Origin of the sequence: Hymenobacter saemangeumensis (genome assembly GCF_039541835.1) — a bacterium.
GTDB lineage: Bacteria > Bacteroidota > Bacteroidia > Cytophagales > Hymenobacteraceae > Hymenobacter > Hymenobacter saemangeumensis.
Genome location: NZ_BAABGZ010000071.1, coordinates 30,355 through 49,667, shown reverse-complemented (window position 1 = coordinate 49,667; position 19,313 = coordinate 30,355). Strand labels below are relative to the sequence as shown.

14 protein-coding genes, 1 tRNA gene and 1 pseudogene are annotated in these 19,313 nt (G+C 60.3%); 15 read left to right on the top strand and 1 reads right to left on the bottom strand.

The features are described 5' to 3' along the window. Positions 1–408: 408 nt before the first annotated feature. The 7 genes and pseudogenes from ABD919_RS17295 (at position 409) to rplT (ending at position 9,403) form a co-directional block, all read left to right on the top strand. Entirely contained in the window at positions 409–3,159 is a 2,751-nt protein-coding gene (locus ABD919_RS17295; protein ID WP_425556419.1) for a DNA gyrase/topoisomerase IV subunit A, read from the top strand. Positions 3,160–3,590: 431 nt separating this feature from the next. Then, the gene (locus tag ABD919_RS17290) at positions 3,591–4,562 is read left to right on the top strand and encodes a tetratricopeptide repeat protein (protein WP_345237299.1); all 972 of its coding nucleotides are present in this window, start codon (positions 3,591–3,593) and stop codon (positions 4,560–4,562) included. A gap of 42 nt (positions 4,563–4,604) precedes the next feature. Then, positions 4,605–5,768 (top strand): tetratricopeptide repeat protein, encoded by a 1,164-nt coding sequence (locus ABD919_RS17285; protein ID WP_345237298.1) that lies wholly within the window; start codon positions 4,605–4,607, stop codon positions 5,766–5,768. Positions 5,769–5,895: 127 nt separating this feature from the next. Next, complete coding sequence (gene thrS, locus ABD919_RS17280; protein WP_345237297.1) at positions 5,896–7,830, top strand: threonine--tRNA ligase; 1,935 nt, start codon at positions 5,896–5,898, stop codon at positions 7,828–7,830. A 135-nt stretch (positions 7,831–7,965) separates the two neighbouring features. After that, positions 7,966–8,523: pseudogene (gene infC / locus ABD919_RS17275) on the top strand (translation initiation factor IF-3); the annotation flags it as partial. A gap of 181 nt (positions 8,524–8,704) precedes the next feature. Continuing rightward, a complete protein-coding gene (gene rpmI / locus ABD919_RS17270; RefSeq protein WP_345237296.1) occupies positions 8,705–8,899 on the top strand; it encodes a 50S ribosomal protein L35 in 195 nt (64 codons plus the stop codon). A gap of 159 nt (positions 8,900–9,058) precedes the next feature. Next, positions 9,059–9,403, top strand: a complete 345-nt coding sequence (rplT, locus tag ABD919_RS17265; RefSeq protein ID WP_331059409.1) for a 50S ribosomal protein L20 — start codon at positions 9,059–9,061, stop codon at positions 9,401–9,403. Positions 9,404–9,617: 214 nt separating this feature from the next. On the opposite strand, the gene ABD919_RS17260 is transcribed toward rplT, so the two are convergent. Then, positions 9,618–9,691 (bottom strand) — tRNA-Met (locus ABD919_RS17260). 131 nt (positions 9,692–9,822) lie between these two features. Here ABD919_RS17260 and ABD919_RS17255 point away from each other — a divergent pair. The 8 genes from ABD919_RS17255 (at position 9,823) to bshB1 (ending at position 19,168) form a co-directional block, all read left to right on the top strand. Continuing rightward, positions 9,823–10,236, top strand: a complete 414-nt coding sequence (locus ABD919_RS17255; RefSeq protein ID WP_345237294.1) for an START-like domain-containing protein — start codon at positions 9,823–9,825, stop codon at positions 10,234–10,236. 187 nt (positions 10,237–10,423) lie between these two features. Continuing rightward, positions 10,424–11,851, top strand: a complete 1,428-nt coding sequence (locus ABD919_RS17250) for an LptF/LptG family permease (protein WP_345237293.1) — start codon at positions 10,424–10,426, stop codon at positions 11,849–11,851. Between the two features lie 364 nt (positions 11,852–12,215). Further along, positions 12,216–12,491 (top strand): 30S ribosomal protein S15, encoded by a 276-nt coding sequence (gene rpsO, locus ABD919_RS17245; protein WP_345237292.1) that lies wholly within the window; start codon positions 12,216–12,218, stop codon positions 12,489–12,491. A gap of 203 nt (positions 12,492–12,694) precedes the next feature. Then, complete coding sequence (gene pnp / locus ABD919_RS17240; RefSeq protein WP_345237290.1) at positions 12,695–14,866, top strand: polyribonucleotide nucleotidyltransferase; 2,172 nt, start codon at positions 12,695–12,697, stop codon at positions 14,864–14,866. A gap of 113 nt (positions 14,867–14,979) precedes the next feature. Then, the gene (locus ABD919_RS17235) at positions 14,980–15,843 is read left to right on the top strand and encodes a sigma-70 family RNA polymerase sigma factor (protein WP_345237289.1); all 864 of its coding nucleotides are present in this window, start codon (positions 14,980–14,982) and stop codon (positions 15,841–15,843) included. Positions 15,844–16,124: 281 nt separating this feature from the next. Continuing rightward, entirely contained in the window at positions 16,125–17,060 is a 936-nt protein-coding gene (gene trxB / locus ABD919_RS17230; RefSeq protein WP_345237288.1) for a thioredoxin-disulfide reductase, read from the top strand. Between the two features lie 156 nt (positions 17,061–17,216). Further along, positions 17,217–18,326 (top strand): peptidoglycan DD-metalloendopeptidase family protein, encoded by a 1,110-nt coding sequence (locus ABD919_RS17225; RefSeq protein WP_345237287.1) that lies wholly within the window; start codon positions 17,217–17,219, stop codon positions 18,324–18,326. A gap of 122 nt (positions 18,327–18,448) precedes the next feature. Beyond that, positions 18,449–19,168 (top strand): bacillithiol biosynthesis deacetylase BshB1, encoded by a 720-nt coding sequence (bshB1, locus tag ABD919_RS17220; RefSeq protein WP_345237286.1) that lies wholly within the window; start codon positions 18,449–18,451, stop codon positions 19,166–19,168. Positions 19,169–19,313: the final 145 nt, after the last annotated feature.

Below are 19,313 nucleotides of genomic sequence, written 5' to 3'. Positions count from 1 at the left end.
TCGAAATTTGGGCGTGATGCACAAATGATGAGCAGGGGAGGTGGGTTCCGGAAGTTGCGAAAGCTAATAATTTTGGGAACTTTTAGCTAACGCCGGCTCTTTTTAATCGTTGTGCTCCGCGCACTCTACGGTACTTTTGACGGCAACTCGGCCGATTTTTATTTTATTTCCCTCGTGGCTACTTCTGATTTTCCCACCCCAGATTCGACTACCCCTGAGTTCCTGCAGCCCGGCGATTCGCTTGATTTTGACCTGGGCACGGGTCCGGACCCGGCCGTGGACGCGGCCTTGCAGGTAGATGCGGAAAACCCGGTCGACATTGCTCCCCTGGTACCGGTGAACCTGTTTGGCGAGCCCGACCCGGAGGCCGTGCTGCCTGCCCTCGAGGCCCTGGCCGCCGACGGCGAGCTGCCGGTCGAGCAAGCGGAGGAGGAAGAGCCCAAGTTTGCCCCCGGCGAAACCATTCACGACGTGGCCACGGTGCGCGGCATGTACCAGAACTGGTTTCTGGACTATGCCTCCTACGTAATCCTGGAGCGGGCCGTGCCGGCCATTGAAGACGGCCTCAAGCCCGTGCAGCGCCGCATCCTGCACGCCATGAAGGAGATGGACGACGGCCGCTTCAACAAAGTGGCCAACGTGATTGGGCAGACCATGCAGTATCACCCCCACGGCGACGCCTCCATCGGCGATGCCATGGTGAACCTGGGGCAGAAAGACCTGCTCATCGAAACCCAGGGCAACTGGGGCGACATCCGCACCGGCGACGGCGCCGCCGCACCCCGCTACATCGAAGCCCGCCTGAGCAAGTTTGCCCTCGACGTGGTGTTCAACCCCGACACCACCGAGTGGCAGCTCAGCTATGACGGCCGCAAGCGCGAGCCGGTAACCCTGCCGGTAAAGTTTCCGCTGCTGCTGGCCCAGGGCATCGAAGGCATTGCCGTGGGTTTGAGCACCAAGATTATGCCCCACAACTTCCGCGAGCTGTGCAAGGCCAGTATCGACGTGCTGCGGGGCAAGGACATTCAGCTGTTTCCGGACTTCCCCACCGGCGGCCTCTGCGACGTCTCTAACTACAACGGCGGCTTGCGCGGCTCTAAAATCCGCCTGCGCGCTACCATCGAGAAGGTCGACAAAACCCTGCTGGTCATCCGCGACATTCCCTACGGCACCACCACCACGGCCGTGATGGAAAGCATCGTGAAGGCCTCGGAAGCCAACAAAATCAAGATTAAGAAGGTGGTCGACAACACGGCGGCCAACGTGGAAATTCAGGTGCAGCTGCCGCCCGGCATCTCGCCCGACCTCACCATGGACGCGCTGTACGCCTTCACCGACTGCGAAATCAGCATCTCGCCCAATACCTGCGTCATCATCGACGACAAGCCCCGCTTTGTGGGCGTGGAGGACATGCTGCGCCTGAGCACCCAGAAAACCGTGCGCCTGCTGCAGCGCGAGCTGGAAATCCGGCAGGAGGAGCTCTGGGAAAAATGGCACAACGCCTCGCTGGAAAAGATTTTCATCGAGAACCGCATCTACCGCAAGATTGAGGAGTGCGAAACCTGGCCCGACATCCTCGAAACCATCAGCACGGGCCTGAAGAAGTTCACCCGCGTGGAAGGGGAGAAGCCCAAGGCCAACGACACCCGCATTGTGCTGCGCCGCCCCATCACCGAGGACGACCTGACCCGCCTGACGGAAATCCGCATCAAGCGCATCTCCAAATACGACGGCTTCAAGGCCGACGAGTACCTGCAGAAGCTGGAAGCCGAGCTGGCCGAGGTGGCCGACCACCTGGCCCACCTCACGCGCTACGCCATCCACTACTTCGAGGGCCTGCTCAAGAAGTACGGCGCCGGCCGCGAGCGCAAAACCCAGCTCCGTACCTTCGACGTGGTGACGGCCCAGAAGGTGGCCATTGCCAACCAGAAGCTGTACGTGAACCGCCAGGACGGCTTTGTGGGCTACGGCCTGAAAAAGGACGAGAAAGCCGAGTTTGTGTGCGACTGCTCCGACCTCGACGACATCATCGCCATCAAGCGCGACGGCACGTTCTCGGTCACCAAGATTGCCGAGAAGACCTTCGTGGGCAAGGACATTCTTCACGTAGGGGTTTATAACAAGAACGATGACCGATTGGTATACAACATGGTATACCTCGACGGGGCTTCGGGCATCAGCTTCGCCAAACGCTTCCTGGTTACGGGCATTACCCGCGACAAAACCTACGACCTGACCAAAGGCACCAAGGGCACCAAAACCCTGTACCTGACGGCCAACCCCAACTCGGAGTCGGAAATTGTAAGCATTCAGCTGTCGGACAAAGCCCCGGCGCGGGTCAAGCAGTTCGACTTCGACTTTGCCGAGCTGGCCATCAAGGGCAAGGGCTCCATGGGCAACATCGTAACCAAGCAGCCCATTAAGAAAATCACCCAGAAAGCCGTGGGCGACTCCACCCTGGGCGGCCGCGAGGTATTCTTCGACTCGGTGGTGGGCCGCCTCAACCACGCCGGGCACGGCCGCTACCTGGGCACCTTCGACACCGAGCACCACGTGCTGGTGGTGTTCAAGGACGGCTCTTACGAGCTGACCCCGCCCGACCTGGCTATTCACTTCGACGTGCCCAACATCCTGCTCCTGCGCAAGCTCGAGGCCGACACCGTGCTCAGCGCGGTGCACATGGACGGTGAAACCAAGCTGCACTACGTGAAGCGCTTCCGCATCGAAACCAGCACCATTGGCAAGCGCTTCAGCTTTATCTGCGAAAGCAAAGGCTCCAAGCTGCTGGCCGTCACCTGCCACCCCGAGCCGCAGATTGAGGTGAAGCTGCAGCGTGACAAAAAGGCCGACAAGGAAACCGAGCAGATTCACCTGCACACCTTTATCGATGTGAAAGGGTGGAAGGCCATGGGCAACAAGCTCAACTTCTACAAAATCCACGCCCTGAGCCTGCTCACCGACGAGGGCCCCGAGCCCCAGCGCCGCGAAGTAGCCAAGCGCCGTGGGCCGGTTACCCTGCCCAAGCCCAATGGCAGCGGGCCGGCCACCGAAGCGCTGCCCGTAGCGGAGCCGAGCGGGCCGGTAGATGTGACGGCTGAAGAAGTGGCCCAAGCGCGGGAGTTGCTGAAACGGCCCAAGGCCCAGCTGGGCTTGTTTTAGTAGGCATGCCCACGGGCCCGAGCCCCTCATCCCGCTTTACCGGGCAGGGCGAGCCGATGATTAGGCTGATAAGGCCTTTATCGACTCGCCCTGCCCGGTTTTTGCGCAGGATAGTAGCAGTAACAGCAGTTGTTAGAAGCAAAAACAGGTTCTGATTCGACCATTACTGGTGTTACGCAGATAACCTGTGCCGCCTGACTGTGGACCTCTGGCCTACTACAGTAGAAAGATGCTACTGCCTTACCAGTCGTTGTAACGGCAAACCAAAGGCCGGCAAATAGCAGCCACGGGGCGCTGGCCCGGGCCCTCGTTTCCAACGGCGTAGCATCAGCTTTTAACTCACCGCTTTTCGAGCAGTACAGCAACCCAAAGTCCCCTCTAAAAACCGTAAAGCGGCAACTTCACGGCGGCAGCCGCGTTTCTTTGCTCTGATGAGTGCCCACAACTGGCTGATTACGGGGGTAAGACAATGCTGGCAGTACTGCCTGCTGCTTGGGCTGCTCCTGCTTTGGGTTGAGGGAGCTGCGCAGCCCCCGCCGCGGGAGCGGAGGGGAGGCAAGCCGAAAGCCAGCCGGCCCCGGCCTCCGGCTCCGGCCCGCGCCCCGCTTCGGGAGCAGGACCCGCCCACCATTCGGCAGGCCGTGACCGAGGCAACCAAGCTGGAGGCTGCCTTCAAAGATTCCGAAGCATTGTCCCAGTTTCAGGAAGTGCTGAAGCTGAGCCCGGGGCACTACTATTCGCTGTGGCAGGCCGCTGTGCTAAGTGTGCGCATTGGCGCCCGCTACAGCGACGAAACCCGCAAAAGCGCCTACTTCGATGCTGCCCGCGACTACGCCGACCGGGCCCTGCTGCTGCAGCCCGAGGGGGGGGAAAGTAATTACGCCGTGGCCCTGGCCCTGTTCAACCAGGCCACCCTGCGCAACGCCCGCGGTCGGCTCAAGGCTTACCGCGACCTACGCTCGCACGTGTACCTGGCCACCGAGCGCCGCCCCGACCTGCCCGATGCCTGGCAGCTGCTGGGCCGCTGGCAATACCGCGTGGCCCACTACAACCTGCTGGAGCGGGTGTTCAGCAAGCTGGCTCTGGGGGGCGTGCCGCAGGGTGGAAACAGCCGCGCAGCCATGGAGTCGCTGGAAAAAGCCCGACGGCTTGACCCGGGCCGGCTGCAGTTCTGCTACGACCTGGCCCGGATGTACAGCTACCAGGGACGCCGGCAAATGGCTATTGCCGTGCTGCGCGAAGCCGCCAGGATTCCGCCCATCACCAGCGACGACCTGGTGGTGAGCCGCCTCTGCCAGCAAATGCTGCCTCCCCTGGTGCGCAAAGACCTGCGCCGCCAAAAGCGCGAAGCCCGCCGACTGCCCCGGCCGGCTTCACCGCCCGATACCCTGGCCAACAAGTAGGACGGGGGCTGTAAGTTTGTGGTTTGACTTCCATTCCTGCTCATGCCCGGCCTGCTTTTTTACCGCCGTTACCTTCTGCTGACGCTGCTGGGCTGCGCGGCCTGCGACTCCACCCCCAATGAGCGGCCGGATACGTTTGTAAACCTGGCCACCGTGCAGAGCGGCCCCCGCGTACAGGCCGACGAGCTCGACGGGGCCATTCAGCGCCAGCCACGCAATACTGCGCTGCTGGCCCAGCGGGCCACCCTGCGCCTGGCGGCGGGCCAGCCCTCGGCGGCGCTGCGCGACGTGGCGGCGGCCCTGGAAATCGACGAAGACAATGGCAGCCTGTACTTTCTGCAGGCCCGGGCCCTGCGGGCCCTCAACCGCCTGCCCGAAGCCCTGGCCGCTGCCCGGCAGGCCGCTGCCCACAAGTTTGCGACACCCGAGCTGCCGCTGCTGATTGGCGAAACCCACCTCGCCGCCCGCAACTACACAGCCGCCCTCGACAACTTCGACCGTACCCTGCGCCTCGACCCCGACCAGGGCGCGGCCATGTTCTACAAGGGGCTGGCTTATGCCGCCACCGGCGACACGTCCATGGCCTTGCAATACCTGCAGGATGCCCATGCCCGCGAGCCGCGCCAGCCCGAGATACTGCACCAGCTGGCGTTTCTGCTCAATGCCTGGCGGGCTCCCAACGATGCCGCCCGCTACGCCCGGCTGGGCATGCGCCTGGATACGGCTTCCGGCCAGCTGCACTACGACTACGGCCGGCAATTCGAGCTGCGCACCCCACCGCGCCCCGATAGCGCCCTGTGGTACTACCGCCGCGCTTTGCAGCTCGACACCACCGTGTACCGGGCCGACTACCGCATCGCCCTGGCAACGGCCGCTTCGGGACAGCGCCCACCCGGCATTATTCCGCACCTGCGCCGGGCCCTGCGCCGCAACCCCCGCCTGCCCCAGGCGCGGGCCCTGCTGGCCGAAGCCCTCGAAGCCCAAGGCCGGCTGCCCGAGGCCCTGGCCCAGTACCGCCTGCTGGTGGCCGAAAACCCCGGCAACCAGCACTGGACTTTTAAAGTGTGGAAAGTAGGCGAGCAGGTGCAGCTGCTGCTGCCCGACAGCCTGCGCACCCGGCCCCGGTACTATTACCGGCGCCCGGCGGCACCCGCCCGGCCCGCGCCGGTGGAGCCGCTGGAGCCGCGGCGCCCGGAGGCCAAGTAAGCAGCAGCATGGGGCGGTCAGTGCGCCCGAATGGCCTTTTGTGGGCGGGGCATATAGAAAAAATTGCCCACCCTACGCGGCAGATGCTAACTTGCGCCTGCTTTGCGCCCATCGCAAAACCATTCTTATGCTCAATATTACCCTCCCCGACGGCTCCATTCGCCAGGTGGAAGCCGGCTCTACCGGTCATTCCCTGGCCGCCAGCATCAGCGAAGGCCTGGCCCGCAATGCCTTGGCCGTTCGCGTTAATGGCGAAGTGCGCGACCTGCACCGCCCCCTCACCGAAGACGCCAGCGTTGAAATCCTGACCTGGAACGACGAAGCCGGCAAAGCCACTTACTGGCACTCCTCGGCCCACCTCATGGCCGAAGCCCTGGAGGCCCTGTACCCGGGGGTGAAGCTGGCCATCGGCCCCGCCATCGAGAACGGATTTTACTACGACGTCGACCTGGGCGAAGGGCGCAGCATCTCCAGCGAAGACTTCCCCGAAATCGAGAAGAAGATGCTGGAGCTGGCCAAAAACAAAAGCCGCTTCGTTCGCCAGGAAGTATCCAAGGCCGATGCCATTGCCTACTTCCAGGAAAAGCAGGACCCCTACAAGCTGGAGCTGCTCGAAGGCCTGGAAGATGGCAGCATCACCTTCTATACCCAGGGTAGCTTCACCGACCTCTGCCGCGGGCCCCACATCCCCGACACGGGCACCATCAAGGCGGCCAAGCTCATGAACGTGGGCGGCGTGTTCTGGCGCGGCGACGCCAGCCGCCAGCAGCTTACCCGCGTGTACGGCATCACCTTCCCCAAGGCCAAAGACCTGAGCGAGTACCTCGAGCGCCTGGAGGAAGCCCGCCGCCGCGACCACCGCAAGCTGGGCAAGGAGCTCAAGCTGTTTACCTTCTCTGAGAAAGTAGGAGCGGGCCTGCCGCTGTGGCTGCCCAAGGGCACGGCCCTGCGCGAGCGCCTGGAGCAGTTCCTGCGCCGCGCCCAGGTGAAAGCCGGCTACCTGCCGGTGGTGACGCCCCACATCGGCGCCAAGGAGCTGTACGTGACCAGCGGCCACTACGAGAAGTACGGGGCCGACTCCTTCCAGCCCATTAAGACGCCTAACCCCGGCGAGGAATTCTTCCTCAAGCCGATGAACTGCCCCCACCACTGCGAAATCTACAAGAGCGAGCCCCGCAGCTACCGCGACCTGCCCGTGCGCCTGGCCGAGTTCGGCACGGTGTACCGCTACGAGCAGAGCGGCGAGCTGCACGGCCTGACCCGGGTGCGCGGCTTCACGCAGGACGATGCCCACATCTTCTGCCGCCCCGACCAGGTGAAGGAGGAGTTTACCAAGGTGATTGACATCGTGCTTTACGTGCTCAAGGCCCTGGACTTCCCCGACTTTACGGCCCAGATTTCGCTGCGCGACCCCGACAACAAAACCAAGTACATCGGCTCCGACGAAAACTGGGAGCGCGCCGAAACCGCCATCAAGGAGGCCGCGGCCGAAAAAGGCCTCAACACCGTGACCGAGCTGGGCGAAGCGGCCTTCTACGGCCCCAAGCTCGACTTCATGGTGCGCGACGCCATCGGCCGCCGCTGGCAGCTGGGCACCATTCAGGTCGACTACAACCTGCCCGAGCGCTTCGACCTGGAGTACGTGGCCTCCGACAACTCGCGGCAGCGCCCCGTGATGATTCACCGCGCCCCCTTTGGCTCGCTCGAGCGCTTCGTGGCCGTGCTCATCGAGCACTGCGGCGGCAACTTCCCGCTGTGGCTCACGCCCGAGCAGTTTATCGTGCTGCCCATCTCCGATAAGTTTATCGACTATGCCCAGCGGGTAAAAGCCACGCTGGAGCAGCACGATTTGCGCGGTACGGTAGATGCCCGCGACGAGCGTATCGGCCGCAAAATCCGGGACGCTGAAATGGGTAAAATTCCGTACCTGCTGGTGGTAGGGGAGAAGGAAGAGCAGGACAACATCATCAGCGTACGCAAGCACGGCGAGGGCGACCTGGGCTCCATGCCGCTGGAAGCGTTTGTGAAAAGCGTGCAAAGCCAGATGGTGGAAGCCATGTAATGCCACTTAAAAAGCAGTATTGCTTGTCTTTCCAAAAGAAAACACCGATATTTGCCCCCTGATTGCCAGGGCCTACCCTGGCAAAACCGCTTAGAATCTTATTTCCCGCCACTTTTTTAGCAGGAGGACCAAACCATAGCTACTCCGAATCGTCGGTACGTGCCCCGCCAGCAGGTGGAAGAGCCGTTCAAAATCAACCAGAAAATCACGGCCCGGGAGGTTCGCCTCGTGGGCGAGAACGTGGAGCAGGGCGTCTACCCGATTGACCAGGCCCGCCGCATGGCCCAGGAGCAAAACCTCGACCTGGTCGAGATTTCGCCCACGGCTACCCCGCCGGTCTGCCGGGTTATCGACTACTCGAAATTCAAGTACGAGCAGAAGAAAAAGACCCGGGAGCTGAAGGCCAAGCAAACCAAAGTCGTTATCAAGGAGATTCGCTTTGGTCCCAACACCGACGACCACGACTTTGCTTTCAAAGTGAAGCACGCCCAGGAGTTTCTGCGCGAAGGCGCGAAAATCAAGAGCTATGTGCATTTCGTGGGCCGCAGCATCGTGTTCAAGGAGCGCGGCGAAATCCTGCTGCTCAAGTTTGCCCAGGCCCTCGAAGACCTGGCCAAAGTGGAGCAGCTGCCCAAGCTCGAAGGCAAGCGCATGTTCCTGTACCTGGCACCCAAGGCCGCGGCAGTAACCAAGCCCGCCAGCAAGCCGGCTCCGGCCGGCGGCGACAAGGAAAAGAAGGCACCCAAGCCGGTAGAGGCCAAGGCCGCCGAAGCCGACGAAGAATAGACTTTACCCGGTTGTCGATGGCTGCCAACTTCTCTGGTTGTCAGCAATCAACAATTAACAATCAACAACCACCAATTAACCCACTACAATGCCGAAAATGAAGACGAAATCCGGTGCCAAGAAGCGCTTTGCGCTCACCGGAACGGGCAAGGTGAAGCGGAAGCACGCCTTCAAATCTCACATCCTGACCAAGAAGAGCACCAAGCGCAAGCGCGGCCTCACGCATACCGGCCTGGTAAGCACCGCCGATATGAACCGCGTGCAGCAGATGCTGGTGCTCTAGTCAATTAAAAATTATAAATTAAAAATTAAAAATGCCCGGACTGGCCTGGTTTAGCTTTAATTTTTAATTCTTCATTTTTAATTTTTAATTTTTTTCAAACCAGGCTTCCGGCCGCAAGACGCTAATCGACGTCGCCGGCTGCCAAAAACAACTCAGGTTATGCCAAGAAGTGTAAACCATGTGGCTTCGCGCCACCGCCGTAAGAAAATTATGCGTCTTGCCAAAGGCTATTATGGCCGTCGCAAGAACGTGTGGACCGTAGCCAAGAACGCCGTTGAAAAAGGCCTTCTCTACGCTTACCGCGACCGGAAAGTAAAGAAGCGCGAGTTCCGCGCCCTCTGGATTCAGCGCATCAACGCCGGTGCCCGCGAGCACGGCCTGTCGTACTCCCAGCTGATGGGCGGCCTGAAGAAGGCCGGCATTGAGCTCAACCGCAAAGTGCTGGCTGACCTCGCCCTGAACCACCCCGCTGCCTTCAAAGGCATCGTGGAGAAAGTAAAATAACGGCCTCCCCGGGCTACAAAACAGGAAAACGCTTGCCCGTGGGTATAGCGTTTTCTTGTTTTGTGCGGGTCGGAACGCGGGGGTATCGCACCCCGCCCAACTGGGTTGGTGCTCGGTAGCCGGTTTCGGCAAGCAAGAGCTTTTCCCGCAAGCGGAGTAAATCCGCCAAACGCAAAAAAACCGCTTCGGCACGGAGCCAAAACGGTTTTTGAAGTAGCGGGGACGAGAGTTGAACTCGTGACCTCAGGGTTATGAATCCTGTGCTCTAACCAACTGAGCTACCCCGCCGGGTTTTGTGGGTGCAAAGGTAACGCGAAAAAGGAACGCGCTGCAAGGTGTGAACCTAAAAAAACATTGTTTTTCTGCTTTCCTGCGGGGGCTGACCCCCTAGCCGGGTGGGCTTGCTTGATTCTGGACTTATGGCTTTACCTGATATTCAAACCAAAGCGCGTTTCGTGGTGGAATACCCCATCAATGCTTCGCCGAAAATTCTTTTTCCTTACCTGGCCACGGCATCGGGCCTGGCCCAGTGGTTTTGCGACGATGTGCGCTACGTGGAAGGCCAGCGCCTGAACTTTATCTGGGACCGGGAAAACCACTACGCCGAAATCTCGGGGCAGCGCCTGAACCGCGCCGTGCGCTTTGTGTTCCTCGACGAGCACCGCCAGCCGGTGGCCGATGCCAACTACCTCGAGTTTACCCTGGAGTCGTCGGAAGTAACCGATGAGGTGTTTCTGCGCGTGACGGACTATTCCCCGGTGCAGGATGCCGATGACCAGCAGGAAATGTGGGACGGGCTGGTGTACAAGCTGCGCGAGCAGGTAGGAGGGTAGGGGCAGGCCGTCGGTCCCCTGAGCCCGTCATTATCGTTGGTAGCGCGAACTTTGCGGCTGCGTGCCTGCTTTGGCAGGGCACCAGGCTAAAAAGTTGGCGCTACTGCATTTTTAGCGGCCTGGCTTCGTTATACCCAACGGCCGGGCATGCCGGCTGGCCTTTTGATTTTCGACTATACTGCATCCCATGTTTAAAAAGCTGGACAAGCTTATCCTGAAAGCTTTTGCGGGCCCGTTTCTGCTCACCTTCGCCGTGGTGCAGTTCGTGCTGCTCACGCACACCCTGCTGAAGTACCTCGACGATATCATTGGCAAAGACCTGGGCACGGGCGTGCTGCTGCAGCTGCTGTTTTACTTCAGCATCCTCATCGTACCCGTGTCGCTGCCCCTGGCCGTGCTGCTTTCCTCGCTCATGACCTACGGCAACCTGGGTGAGCACCACGAATTGACCGCCATCAAGGCTTCGGGCATTGCCCTGACACGCATTCTGCGTCCGGTGCTGCTGCTCACCACCGGGCTGGCCATCGGAGCATTCTGGTTTAATGAGAAAGTAGTGCCCAAGGCCAACCTCGAAGCCTACAGCCTGCTCTGGGATGTGCGGCAGCAGAAGCTGGCTCTTGACATCCGCGAAGGGGTGTTTTACAACGGCATCCCGGGCTACACCATTAAGGTAGACAAAAAGCTGGGCGAAAACGGCGACCGGCTGCAGGGCGTGATGATTTACGACCACACCCAGAAAAACGGCAACGCCACGGTAATGCTGGCCGACTCGGGCCGCATGTTTACCCGCTTCAACGGGCAGTACCTGGGCCTGGAGCTGTTCAAGGGCCATACCTACGTGGAACAGCCCGACGCCCGCGACCGGTCGGCGGCCAGCTTCATCCGCCAGGGCTTCGACCACAACGTGGTGACCTTCTCGCTGGCTTCTTTTGGCACGCAGCGTACGCCCCAGGAGCTGTTTAAGGCCAACCGCATGATGCTCAACATTACGCAGCTGCACCGCTCCACCGATTCTATTCAGCAGGCGCTGCTGAAGGAGCGCACCCTCGTGCCCCGGCAAAGCAATGCCTACTACTCTTACCAGCGCTTCGATACCCTGGGCCGCCGCGATGCCCAGAAAGTACAGGACTGGAAAGTGCCGGCCGCGAAGCTGCCTGTTCCAACCGCTAATATTTTGCAGCAAGCAGCCAACCGGGCCCGCAACATGCGCAGCTTCGCCAACAATACCGCCGAGCGCCTCACCAACCTGGCCAAGGACTCGGCCCTGTTCCGCATTGAGGTGTACCGCAAGTACACGCAGTCGGTGGCCGTGCTGCTCATGTTCCTGATTGGCGCACCCCTGGGGGCCATCATCAAAAAAGGCGGGCTTGGCGTCCCCATTCTGGTGGCCATTCTCTTCTTTATCATCTACTACGTGCTCAGCATCATGGGCGAGAAATACGGCAAGGAGTTCGTGATGCCGGCCGGCCTGGGCATGTGGCTGGCCAACATAGTGCTGCTGCCCTTCGGGCTGTTCTTTCTCTACCAGGCTTACAACGACTCCGGCCTGCTCGACCTGGACTTCTGGCGGCAGCTGCCCAGGCGCTTATTTACCCGCAAGCCGGCGGCCGGGTAAGGAGGTGAGGAAGTAATCAGGTGATGAGGTGAGGGAGGTGATGGGGTGATGAAGTGAAGAGGGAAAAAGAACGTCATGCTGAGCGCAAGCGAAGCATCTTGCCCGCAGCAGTAATCCATTTGATTGGGTTTACTCTCGTGGTAAAGATGCTTCGACTACGGCTGCGCCTCCGCTCAGCATGACAGTCCTTTACCTTATCACCTCCTCACCTCCTCACCTCCTCACCAAAATCATCACATCAAAAAATCAACTTCACTTTTTTCCTCATTAAAAATTCTTTACCTTTGCGGCACCCCAAGGTATGGGGTGCCCTTTTTTATTTTTTTCATCTTTAAATCCAAGACGGGGTAACACCTATCAACCGATGAAACTCACTACTGAAGCAAAACAGGCCATCTTCGAAAAGAACAGCCTGCAACACGTAAAAACTGACACCGGCTCGGCTGAGGCGCAAATTGGCCTCTTCACCCACCGCATCAACCACCTGACCGAGCACCTCAAGGTGAACAAGAAGGACCACAGCACCCGCCTGGGCCTGCTGAAGCTGGTAGGTAAGCGCCGTAGCATGCTAAACTACCTGCAGAATACGGAAATCAACCGTTACCGCGCAATTATTAAGGAGCTGGGCATCCGTAAGTAAGCCCAAAGCCTGAGAGTAGGGAGCCTTCCAACGAAGGTTCCCTACTCTTTTTTTATTCCTTTCGGTTTGGCTCCGGGGCCGTGGGAATGTTTTGCTGCTTTTTTGGAGTTCTTCCGCTGTTTTTAATTTGAGTAACGCCCGGTCTTATCCGTCTGCGTTTTTGGCTGCTCGCCCGCTGTCGCTTTTTCAAGCAAACCCCGCTGATGTCCCAACCCCAAGCCATTACCAAAACCCTGGCGCTGCCCGACGGCCGTCAGATTTCCATTGAAACCGGCAAGCTGGCCAAATTCGCCGACGGCGCCGTTGTGGTGCGCCTCGGCGACACCATGCTGCTCGCCACGGTTGTGTCGGCCCCGAGCCAGCGCGAAGGCATCGACTTCCTGCCGCTGTCGGTCGACTACCAGGAGAAGTTCGGCTCGGCCGGCAAGATTCCCGGGTCCTTTCAGCGCCGTGAAGGCCGCCTGTCGGACTACGAAATCCTGATTTGCCGCCTCGTCGACCGCATCCTGCGGCCGATGTTTCCCAAAGACTACCACTACGAGGTGCAGGTGATGATTTCGCTCATCTCCGCCGATAAAGAGGTGCAGCCCGACGCGCTGGCCGCCCTGGCCGCCTCGGCTGCCCTGGCCATCACCGACATTCCCTTCGCCGGTCCGATTTCGGAAGTGCGCGTGGCTCGTATCGACGGCCAGTTCCAGATTAACCCCAAGACTTCCGACCTGGCCCGCGCCGACATGGACCTCATCGTGGGGGCCACGATGGACTCGGTAGCCATGGTGGAAGGCGAGATGAAGGAAGTGAGCGAAGAAGAGATGGTAGCGGCCATTGCCTTCGCCCACGAAGCCATCAAGGCCCAGGTGCAGCTGCAGCTCGACCTGGCGGCTGCCGTAGGCCGCACGGCCGAGTCGCCGCTGCGCGAGTACCCCAAGTACGAAGAAAACCCCGAGCTGAAGCAGCGCATTCAGGACGCCATCTACCAGGGCGCCTACGACGTGGCCCGCTCGGGCAACACCAGCAAGGCCGGCCGCAAGGAAGGCTTCTCGCTGGTGAAAAAGGCATTCCTTGATAAGCTTGTAGAAGAGCAGCCGGAGCTGGACATGAAGATGTTCAGCCGCTACTATGGCTCGGCTGAGAAGAAGGCCATCCGCGACATGATGGTGAAGGAGCGTGTGCGCCTCGACGGCCGCCAGCTCACCGAAATCCGCCCCATCTGGTCGGAAATCAACTACCTGCCCGGCGCCCACGGCTCGGCCATCTTCACCCGCGGCGAAACCCAGAGCCTGACCACCGTCACGCTGGGCACCAAGCTCGACGAGCAGATTATCGACCAGCCCCTGAACAAGGGCTTCTCGAAGTTCATGCTGCACTACAACTTCCCCGGCTTCTCGACCGGTGAGGTGAAGCCCAACCGCGGCGCCGGCCGCCGCGAAATCGGCCACGGCAACCTGGCCGCCCGCTCGCTGAAGCAGGTGCTGCCCTCGGAAGAGGAGAACCCCTACACCATCCGCATCGTGTCGGACATCCTGGAGTCCAACGGCTCTTCGTCGATGGCTACCGTGTGCGCCGGCTCGCTGGCGCTGATGGACGCCGGCGTGAAAGTGCGCTCGGCCGTGGCTGGCATCGCCATGGGTCTGGTACAGGACAAGGAAACCGGTGAGTACGCCGTGCTGAGCGACATCCTCGGCGACGAGGACCACCTCGGCGACATGGACTTTAAAGTGACCGGCACCGAGAAAGGCATCTGCGCCTGCCAGATGGATATCAAAATCCAGGGCCTGAGCAGTGAGATTCTGACCGCCGCCCTGCACCAGGCCCGCGAAGGCCGCCTGCACATCCTGCGCGAGATGGCCAAGACCATCAACGCCCCGGCACCGGAGCTGAAGCCCCACACGCCGCGCTCGCACAAGATGCTCATCGACAAAGAATTCATCGGTGCCGTTATCGGGCCCGGCGGCAAGGTTATCCAGCAGATTCAGAAGGATACCAACGCCACGGTTATCATCGAGGAAAAGGACGAGAAAGGCCACGTAAGCATCTACGCCTCCAACCAGGAGGACATGCAGGGCGCCATCGACCGCATCCGGGCCATCGCGGCCCAGCCGGAAGTGGGCGAAACCTACAAAGGCAAGGTGCGCAGCATTCAGCCCTACGGTGCCTTCGTGGAAATCATGCCCGGCAAAGACGGCCTGCTCCACATCTCGGAGGTAACCCATGAGCGGATTGCCACGCTGGAAGGCGTGCTGGAAGTAGGGCAGGACATTGACGTGAAACTGGTTGAGATTGACAAGAAAACCGGCAAGTACCGGCTCTCGCGCAAGGTGCTTCTGCCCAAGCCCGAGCGGGCCGAAGCCAGCAACGGAACTTCCCAACAGTAAGGCGCGAACTTTCGTTAGGGAAGAGGTGTTGCCTTTCTCTGACTTCGTGCTGCCTCACTGGCTCCGCTTTTCTTGACATTTGAACCCAAAGACACCGTTATTAAACCTGCTCCATGAGACAGCTAAAAATCAGTAAGCAGATTACCAACCGCGAAAGCCAGTCGCTGGACAAATACCTCCAGGAGATTGGCAAAGTGGATTTGCTTACGCCCGACGAAGAGGTGACGCTGGCCCAGCGCATCCGCGAAGGCGACCAGCAGGCGCTGGAGAAGCTGACCAAGGCCAACCTGCGCTTCGTAGTGTCGGTAGCAAAGCAATACCAGAACCAGGGCCTCAGCCTGGGCGACCTCATCAACGAGGGCAACCTGGGCCTCATCAAGGCCGCCAAGCGCTTTGATGAAACCCGCGGCTTTAAGTTCATCTCCTACGCCGTGTGGTGGATTCGCCAGAGCATTCTGCAGGCCCTGGCCGAGCAGAGCCGCATCGTGCGCCTGCCCCTGAACCGCGTGGGCTCGCTCAATAAAATCAGCAAGTCGTTCTCGGAGCTGGAGCAGAAGTTTGAGCGCGAGCCTTCGCCGGAGGAAATTGCCGAAGTGCTGGAGCTGACGACCTCGGAAGTGGTGGACACCCTGAAAATCTCGGGCCGCCACGTATCCGTGGATGCGCCGTTCGTGCAGGGCGAAGAAAACCGCCTGCTCGACGTGCTCGAAAACGAGGACGAGGAAAGCCCCGACATGGCCCTGATGAACGACTCGCTCCGCAAGGAAGTGCAGCGCGCCCTGAGCACGCTCACCAAGCGCGAAGCCGACGTTATCACGCTGTACTTCGGGCTGAACGGCGAAGCCGCCCTCACCCTGGAGGAAATCGGCGAGAAGTTCAACCTGACCCGCGAGCGGGTGCGGCAGATTAAGGAAAAGGCCATCCGCCGCCTGCGCCACACCTCGCGCTCGAAGGCACTGAAGCCCTACCTGGGCTAATTCCTGCTTAGTTTTGTTATTAGAAAACCCCGACTGTAAGGTTGGGGTTTTTTAATAGCGTTGCTTTGCCTTTTTCAAGCAAGACGAACTAAAAAGAACGTCATGCTGAGCAATCCGCGCATCAAGCGGCGACGCAGCGAAGTCGAAGCATCTCTACCACAAGAGTAAACTCAAACAAAAGGATTACTGCTGCGGGCAAGATGCTTAGCCTTCGCTCAGCATGACGTTCTTATTGTTGCGAATAACTTAAAAATACGCAGGCGTCACCCTGCGCTTTCAAAATGCCTGAACACATCAAGTGCCTGATTATCGGCTCCGGCCCTGCCGGCTACACCGCCGCCATTTACGCCGCCCGCGCCAACATGAAACCCGTCATGTACATGGGCCTGCAGCCCGGTGGGCAGCTCACCATTACCAACGACGTGGAGAACTTCCCCGGCTACCCGGACGGGGTGATGGGCCCGGAGATGATGGAAGACCTGAAAAAGCAGGCCACCCGCTTCGGTACGGATATTCGCTACGGCATTGCCACGGCGGTAGACTTCTCGGGGCATCCGCACAAGGTCACGATTGACGAGAACATTGAGCTGACGGCCGATGCCGTCATCATTGCCACGGGCGCTTCGGCCAAGTGGCTGGGCCTGCCCTCGGAGGCCAAGCTGAACGGCTCGGGGGTATCGGCCTGCGCCGTGTGCGACGGCTTTTTCTACCGCGGGCAGGAGGTGGCCATTGTGGGCGCCGGTGATACCGCTGCCGAAGAAGCCACCTACCTCGCCAACCTGGCCACCAAAGTGACCATGATAGTGCGGAAAGGAGAGATGAAGGCTTCCAAAATCATGCAGCAGCGCGTACTTAATAACCCCAAGATTGAGGTGCTGTTCAATACTGTTACCGACGAGATTCTGGGCGAGCACGCCGTGGAAGGCGTACGCGTGAAAAACGTGCTGAGCAACGAGCTGCGCGAGATTCCGCTGACGGGATTCTTCGTGGCCATTGGCCATGAGCCCAACTCCAAGATTTTCCAGCCCTACCTGCACCACGACGAGCAGGGCTACCTGAAAACTGTGCCCGGCACCAGCAAAACCAACGTCGACGGCGTGTTTGCCTGCGGCGACGTGCAGGACTACACCTACCGGCAGGCCGTTACGGCCGCGGGCTCGGGCTGCATGGCCGCCCTGGACGCCGAGCGGTACCTGGCCGCGCTGGGTGTACATTAAAATCAGTGATTGATGATGAGAGGTTAATGATTAATGCCGTTCCAAGTCATCAGAACGGCATTAATCATTAACCTCTCATCATTAACCTCTAATCATTCATCACTAATTTGCGACTTCGTCCGGGCTGCACCGGGGGTTGACTTGCATTTTCTGCCTTTGCATTTCCTTCAAACAACTTATTGGCGGCCGGCACTGCTGCTCACGCTGCTGCTCCTGCTGCTGAGCGGGCATACGGCCCAGGCCCAGCGCCGCAAGCCGCCGCGCACCAAGGCCCGGTCTGGCAACACCAGCCGGAAGGACTTTTTTCGCATCAAGACGCCCACCATTCATTACGTGCGGCCGGATACAACCACGGTGATTGAAACCGAGGAGCTGCCCGACGACAACTCCGACGCGGCCAAGTCCATCTACTTCAACCCGGCCCGGGAGCTGAGCATCGTGAGCGAGGACACCACCACGCTGAACGAGGGCAGCCAGGAAATTGTGGAGATGTCGGAAGAAGTTCTTATCGACTCTTCCTGGATTAAGGTGGCCGGCTACTATGCCATCTGGGACACGCGCAACATCAACCCCTACCGGGTGGACGGGCGCCGCATCCGCGACACGCTGAACCTGAGGCTGGTGGACCCGCCCCGGGAGCGCTACGGCAAGATGCCGCTCACCAGTACGCCCACCACCTCGGGCTTTGGCTTCCGCGGCTACCGCTGGCACTACGGGGTGGACCTGGACCTGGAAACCGGTGACTCGGTGAAAGCCGTGTTCGATGGCGTGGTGCGCATCAGCAAGTACGACGGCAGCGGCTACGGGCATTACCTGCTGGTGCGCCACTACAATGGCCTGGAAACGCTGTACGGGCACCTGAGCAAGCCGCTGGTGGAGGTAGGTACCTTCGTAAAGGCGGGGCAGCTCATTGGCCGGGGCGGCAACTCGGGGCGCAGCACGGGCTCGCACCTGCACTTTGAGGTGCGCTACGAGGGCAACCCCATCAACCCTTACCAGGTGTATGACTTCCCGGACTACAAGCTGCGCAGCGACAACTTCACCATTACCTCGGAGCTGTTCAACTACTACAACCGGGCCTTGCGCCACCGGGGCGGAGGAGGCGAAGGACCCTCGCGGGCCCGGCGCACGGTAACCCATACCGTCAGGCGCGGGGACACCATATCGGAAATTGCCGAGAAGTACGGCGTGCGGCAAAGCACCCTGCGCAAGCTCAACCCCGGCCTCAAAACCTTGCAGCCAGGCAAGAAGGTGAGGATTAAGTAGTATCGCTGATTGCCGCTGATTATATTGATTGCGCTGATTTTTTCGGCTATGACATCAATAAAGCAGAAAGGGCACAGCAGGAATCAGAATCAGTGTAATCAACATAAGCAGCAAAATCAGTGATGAAACTGGACATCCTGGCCCTGGGCGCCCACCCCGACGACGTGGAGATGTCCTGCTCGGGCACTCTAGCCGCCGCAGTAGCCGCGGGTAAAAAAGTGGGCGTGGTCGACTTTACCCGGGGCGAGCTGGGTACCCGCGGCACGCCGGCCACGCGGTCCGCCGAAGCAGCCGAGGCCAGCCGGATTCTGCAGCTCAGCGCCCGCGAAAACCTGGGGCTGCCCGACGGCTTCTTTCGCAACGACCGGGAGCATCAGCTGCCGCTGATTGCAGCCATTCGTCGCTACCAGCCCGATGTGGTGCTCTGCAACGCCATTCACGACCGGCACCCCGACCACGGGCGGGCTGCGCAGCTGGCGTCCGACGCCTGCTTTCTGGCCGGCCTGCGCATGATTGAAACCCTGGACGCCGCCGGCCAGCCCCAGGCTTCCTGGCGCCCGCGCAATGTGTATCACTACATTCAGGACCGCGCCATTGCCCCGGCCTTCGTGGTCGACATTACGGCGCACTGGGCGACGAAGTGGGCCTCTATTCAGGCCTACGGCACCCAGTTCTTCAACCCCGATTTAGACGCGCCGCAGACCTACCTGTCCAGCCAGGAGTTTGGCAAGTTCATGGAAGCCCGCGCCCGCGAGTACGGCCACATGATAGGCGTGGAGTTTGGCGAAGGCTTTACCGTGCACCGGCCGGTGGGGGTGCGCGAAGTGACGGAGCTGCTGTAGCCAGTGCCTGTCGGCCCGCACCTGGAAAGTCCATAAGCATGCCCGGAGAATAAACAGCCCCATCAGCAGGCCATTCCAGCCTCCTGATGGGGCTGTTTGATGGGGGTGGCACTCTGCTTCCCGCTGTTGAGCTGCAGGTGGAGCA